General features: G+C 50.2%; 5 protein-coding genes and 2 pseudogenes. All 7 read right to left on the reverse strand.

Annotated features, from left to right (window positions below):
- Positions 1-160: pseudogene (locus tag C8R14_RS12835) on the reverse strand (IS481 family transposase); the annotation flags it as partial.
- Positions 161-955: 795 nt separating this feature from the next.
- Entirely contained in the window at positions 956-1357 is a 402-nt protein-coding gene (locus C8R14_RS12845; RefSeq protein WP_011634885.1) for a VOC family protein, read from the reverse strand.
- Between the two features lie 203 nt (positions 1358-1560).
- A complete protein-coding gene (locus C8R14_RS12850; protein ID WP_011634886.1) occupies positions 1561-2130 on the reverse strand; it encodes a DUF4231 domain-containing protein in 570 nt (189 codons plus the stop codon).
- A gap of 161 nt (positions 2131-2291) precedes the next feature.
- The gene (locus tag C8R14_RS12855; RefSeq protein ID WP_011634887.1) at positions 2292-2837 is read right to left on the reverse strand and encodes a cytochrome P450; all 546 of its coding nucleotides are present in this window, start codon (positions 2835-2837) and stop codon (positions 2292-2294) included.
- 27 nt (positions 2838-2864) lie between these two features.
- Positions 2865-4163: a cytochrome P450 family protein gene (locus tag C8R14_RS12860; protein WP_011634888.1), complete on the reverse strand. Its 1299-nt coding sequence runs from the start codon at positions 4161-4163 to the stop codon at positions 2865-2867.
- Positions 4164-4177: 14 nt separating this feature from the next.
- Positions 4178-5716 (reverse strand): c-type cytochrome, encoded by a 1539-nt coding sequence (locus C8R14_RS12865; protein ID WP_501037359.1) that lies wholly within the window; start codon positions 5714-5716, stop codon positions 4178-4180.
- Between the two features lies 1 nt (position 5717).
- Positions 5718-5912 (reverse strand): annotated as a pseudogene (locus C8R14_RS13875) (IS481 family transposase); the annotation flags it as partial.

Raw genomic sequence — 5912 nt, forward strand, 5'->3', positions numbered from 1 at the left:
TCGGTGCATCGTGGGTGAATTCCCGCTTCCGCCACTTCGCTACCGTTTTTGGATTAATCCCATGCCGCTTGGCCAGAACATTCAGACTCTCTTGACTATTTTGTATCGCTCGACGCACCGCCACTGTCGTGCGGGCGCTTCCGTGTAATATCTGTCCCATAAATCATCCCTCCGTAGCTGGTTATATGTTACACCGGCACACCGTGGGACTAAACATCTAAGCAGGTTAGAAATAATCTGCCATATTTTTGACAGGAAACGCTTCAGCAAAGGGGTTAAAATTGTTTTTATTTTGTTCAGCGCGGCACGTACAGGGTTTGTCACCTGGTTTATAAACCACTGAGCAGTTGTTTGAGTGTCGTCTTGAATCATGTTTTCAATATGTTCAAGAACACCCTTGAGCCATTCGAGCTGTGCATTTAGTTCATTCGCAAGTGTTGCAAGTGAAAAAGCAGATCCCTCGTTTGATCTTCCATACGCTGAATATCCAATTTCTTTGAGCAGCTGGCTGATTCTGTCAAGTAACTGTGCCACTCTATCTCGAAATTCCTCCAGATCATCAGCCAGCGATATTCGCAAATCCCGTAATACTGGATTTATTGACACTAATTCCGAAAATTCCAGGAGCTCCGTACGAAGTCTTTCTACATCTCCGAGTGCCGCTTCCGTATCACGTTGCAAGTCTTCCGGGTTTGTCATTCTGACCTCCTCAATTTGGTATTTAACAGCTGAAAACCGTTTACCCCCATGTTCAAGCATATTGCCTGCAATCGTTACTCAACACATTGGATCTCTAATTGGATCTCTAATATGGAGCCAGCGTAGTGCTACCCGCTTTCACCGCAGCATGCTGCCTCAATTGCCGCAATGTCGATTTTTCTCATCTGCATCAGGGCGTTGAATGCACCGGCTGGAGCGCAATATATGACATTGCCATGTCTAGATCATCTATCTATCACATGGAATGCAGACCAATCATATTGCCTTCGGTATCGTGCACCAGTGCGATGAAGCCGTGTTTGCCAATGGACATTTTTTCCTTGAAAACGCTGCCGCCACTTTCGGCTGCACGGGCAGCTTCTACAGCACAGTCGTCACAGGCAAAATAGATCAGCGTGCCACCATGCCCGGAAGGAGCCCCTTCCATTTTTACCAACATCCCACATGCGCCGTAAGTGGTGTGGGCGGTATCCTTGTCTGCGGGAAAGCTCCACATTTCCATGTTCATTTCTGCTGTCGGGGCAGCCATTTTTTCCAGCTTGACTGCAAATACGAATTCATAGAATGCTTTGGCGCGCTCCATGTCCTGAACATAGATTTCAAACCAGACAACGGGATTGCTTTGATTGCGTTTCATGCGACTCTCCTTCTAAAGGTTGGTTGTGATAACGCCTGGCGGGAGGCGAGCTGGACGGATGAAAGGTGCTGTAATACCCCACCGCCATGCGGTTTCCACTTGAATAAGACGGCAGGTTTCCAGCACATTGGATTACTCCTGAAATCTGGTTCAATCAGATTCGCAAGCTGCATCTGATATGGATTAAATCTGTTAGACGGCAATTAACCTACCCGGTCAGCCTGCTGCTCCGTCTCGTGATGGATGTCCTCGTTCTTCTCCTTTTTTTCTTCCACCACCTGCGTCATGTAGGTCTCCACTTCCTCACGGCTAAGCTCCTCGACACGAGCGGCAAAGGCTGGATAGACCTGGACATGGGTTTGACCGACGTAAGGCCCGCTGAGCTGAAAAAACTGCCAGCCTTCGCTCTTCAGTGCCTCAACTGTACGCCGGTAATGGCGCCATCGTTCGCCATAGTGAAAAAATTCCTCCACGGCGGCACTCAATGCCACCACGAGACTGACGATGAACGTGAGCGTCTTGATTGCGGCCGCAGCACCATCACCGACGTTCAAGCTGACCAGTGCCGGAACGATCACACCTCCGATAATCGTCGTGAGGCGCAGAATGTTATGCCACAAGATGGAATTCCATGCCCTCTCATCCATCCAGATCACTTGCTCCAGCCACCGTGCCCGGAGAAACTGCTTATTCAGCTCCGGCAACTCCAATACCTCGATGAGCCTGCCCATCTCCACCCGCATCTGTTCATGGTCTTTCGGTTTTCTCAGCATGGTCGCCCCGCAAGAAAAAAATCGAGCGCATCTGGTGTACAGGAAAAACAAATGCGTTTTTCCCAAGTATCTTCTGAAAAACTATCTGCGTTGTTACCATTACGTTAAAAACAGTCCTGAAATACTCATTTACTATCTAATAATCCACATCCCATCCATCATCAGAAGCCAATCTTAAAGCGCATGACAAACCAGTTTTCCTCATCCATCTCAAGCTCGCCACGTCGTACCAGGGAACCGATTCTGAGCATCGCACGTAGTAATTCCTGCATGGTGATTTCCGAGGCATAGCGGCCAAGGCACTTATGCCGCCCGTAACCGTGTTGTAAATAAATCAGGCTTTGAGGCGCCTCGCTCGCGCGTTCCTGATTGCACAAGTAAGGCGTCAGCCGTTCATCTCGCGTGACATCAAAGGCCGCTGGATTCGGCACCACTTCCGGATCCAGTATGGCTGCGGCATAGGCTACAAAGACAACCGTTCCTTTACCGAGGGAGACACCACCAAGTACATCGTTGTCTTGTACGCACACTCGCAATAAAACCTCACCTTGCGGTTCGAGACGCAAGGCTTCCAGAGCATACTTGCGAAGCCTTTCCAGACTTTCCGCATAATCCGGCTCGTCCGGTTCCACATCGGCCCAATAAAGTGCTTGTTCGAAGCTGGAATCGTTCAATACTTCGTATTTATCCTCCTTCAAACGAAGCATGGAATCCAGAATACGCGCCGTTGCTTCCTAGGGATTGACTACCGCACCGACGGTTGTACCAAATACATTCGACCGGATCATTGAATCCGAAAGACGCCGCGCCAGTTCACCTTGTGGAAGCGGTGCACCAAGCAGCCTGGCGAATTCCTCTTCCAGCTTGCCAGCATTTTGTTCCAGTTCAAGCTGCATCCGCAGCAGTCTCGTCAGCATGGTGTCAGGCACTATTTCACCATGCTGTAATCGTGCCTTATGGTGCTGAAGCAGTGCGAAAATGTAGGCGCTGAGATATTCGGTCGCGATAATGCCGCGCTCACGGTATTCGGTAAATTTAGGATGAGCTGGATTAATGTTATTGAAAATATTGCGAAAAGCATCCTTCACCCAGTCAAACAGATCATCTCCGGTCGGCACGATGCCTTCTTTTATCCTGGTAAAGGTAAAAAATTTCTGCAGATTTTCATCGAGGGCAAAATGATCTCCTCCCCGTAATCCTGGCAATGCTGAAGGCGCTCCTGCCTCGCAATAGTGAACGCCCAGATAATCGCCAACGATACGCAGCGGTACGAATTTGGCGATTGTTGCGGCCACATCGATTTCACCAGTGCCTTCAACTTGTGCCTGATGTGTCCAGCGCTCAGCCTCCTCGCGGGCCAGGCGGATAAGCGTGTCCTTGTCGCTACGTGACACAGCCCGTCGCAATATTACGTCATCAAGTTGATAAAGATCATCGTGATCGGTACCGAGCATGAAATGTATGTAAGCATCTGGATGCCTGGTTTTGTCATCCGTGGCACGCGCCATCTCGGCGGCATACAGATCCACCGTGAAGAGATCAGTGCGCTCCAGACATCGAATGACTTCCGGATGCCGCATAACTATTACGGGACCAATCGCTGGTTTGAAGATCGGCATAGTGCTTCTTGGTTGCGCCAGGAGTTCCTGGAACATCACATCAGGTGAAGTGGCCAACCATTGAGTGATTATCTGCGCAACCGCAGCGCCGCGTACTTGTGCGGCTGCGGTGAAGGCTGTAATTGCAGCTTCTGCTGCCTGCTTGTCCCGGCGATAAACTTCAGGATCGCTGGCGTACTTAGGATCATCTGGATTGGGAGGACTGGGCGGCGGAGGGGGTAACGGTGAACTCGCCTCGGCATTCGCAATATCGCTCAGAAAGCTTGCAGTCGGTGGTGGAGAATTGGGCGCCTCCTCTCTACCCGGCGATGGGTTGCCCTGCTTCTTTCCCGATGTCATTTGGATTAGCTTGATGAAACCGCAAACCATGCCATAAAGCTGATCCTTTATTGTCATCCCATTTTGCCTGGCCATATCGCCTCCCCTTTCTACAACGTTTTCATGTACTCAATGACTGCCCACGCCTGTTCGTCTGTCCACTCGCTGCCGTAGGCATGACCGACATTTGAATTACCGTGCACTGTTGTATCATGCTCGGCAAAGTGCACAGCATCGCCAGGGCTGTATTCATCAAGCGCAGGAGCCTTGTCCCATACAAAGCCAATTTTTTCTTCATCATATTTGATATTGCCGCGAATAAATTTCACCGGCCGTTCAGCAGGCCGCAAGAGATGCCACAAAGTTGGTACAGAGCCGTTGTGAAGATAAGGTGCCTGAGCCCAGATACCATGAAGCACATCCGGCTTGTAACCCGATGCCTCACCGCGCGGCGTGACGAAATACGCCTCGTCATCGGCTGCGCGACTGCCTCGTTTGGGACGACACCAATCACTGCCACCCCGTTCAACGTAAAGTTCACAAGTCTCACGGATCAATTCAAGCAATCCCAGACGAGCCGTCGGCGTGATCTGCATTGCCCGGTTCATATCAGTGCCGATGTTATAAACCTTCTTATTCTGAGAATAATGACATGCAGAAGCGCACTGCTGTTCGAAAAGAGGTTTGCCTTTGGCCGCCAGATCAAGATCCACGGAAAAGGGGTAAGGAGAAGGTGGCAAATCATTGATAAACGGATTCATTGCCTCATGGATGCGGACATTTACTTTAGATGGATCACCTCCCGAGGAAACCCCTGAGGCGAGTACCCGTGCCTCGGCTGCCTGATTCGCATCCCAGTTAGCCAGGCCATGGTCACGTGAATACCACAGACTCTTGATATCGGAAATGCCTGGAAGATGAGATATCCATTCATTTGCCGTATTAAACAGTCGCTCACCGGCCTTTTTAAGACGTTCTTCCCGTGGGAGATTTTCTAGTCCTGCAAAGAAAGGATGATCATCCGGCAAACGCGCCAGGTAGCTGTCACGTCTGGCATGCACCGCGACCAGTCCAGTAGCGGTGCCAAACGCATCCATGCGCCCGGGAGTTGGACCAAATGCACTTGGTGCTTTTTGTCCCTCTTTATCCGTGTGCATCAGATTCGAGGCCTGGGCCAGATACATAAGCTCCGTTGTCTTGGCCAGGCCAATCAGAAACTTGACTGCCTCTTCGAGGTTACCCAATACACGCGTAACCTGAACCTTGGCGTACTCAGCACTGGCTAACCGCTCCTCAGGCGTTTTACCACCGTAAAACCAGGCCGGGTCAGTCTCAATCCTGTTTTTAAGGAATGCAGCAATTCTGCTAACCTGATCAAAATCAACCTGAATTTTGCCTGGGTCAGGGCTGTCCACTTTAATGAGTTTCTTGGCCGTACCGTAGAGCAGGCCAACGTATCCTGACGACTCGATTTCGGTATTAGGTGCACCGATTAAATGGCGGATACGATCTTTAACGTAGACCCGGCCGGTATGGCATGCGCCACAAGAGAAAAAGACGTTATCTGTGCGTTTATCTTCCGGAACCACCGGATCCTGTGCCGTGAAAAACCCATAAGGCAAAGGATGGCGTTGTTCTGGCGGAAGCAGCTTACCTGTTTAGTCCCACGGTGTGCTGGAATGGATCAAAGATAAAACGATCTGGCTCATTTTTCCAGATTTTGCAGATGTATTCATAGGGTGTTAGGCCTTTGAGAGCTTTTAGTCTTTTGGCGAAGTTATAAGCCATCACAAAGCGATGGAGATGGGCCTTCAACTGATCGTGTGAGTCGTAATAATACCGTTT

It is taken from the genome of Nitrosomonas eutropha (genome assembly GCF_003201195.1).
GTDB classification, from domain to species: Bacteria; Pseudomonadota; Gammaproteobacteria; order Burkholderiales; family Nitrosomonadaceae; genus Nitrosomonas; species Nitrosomonas eutropha.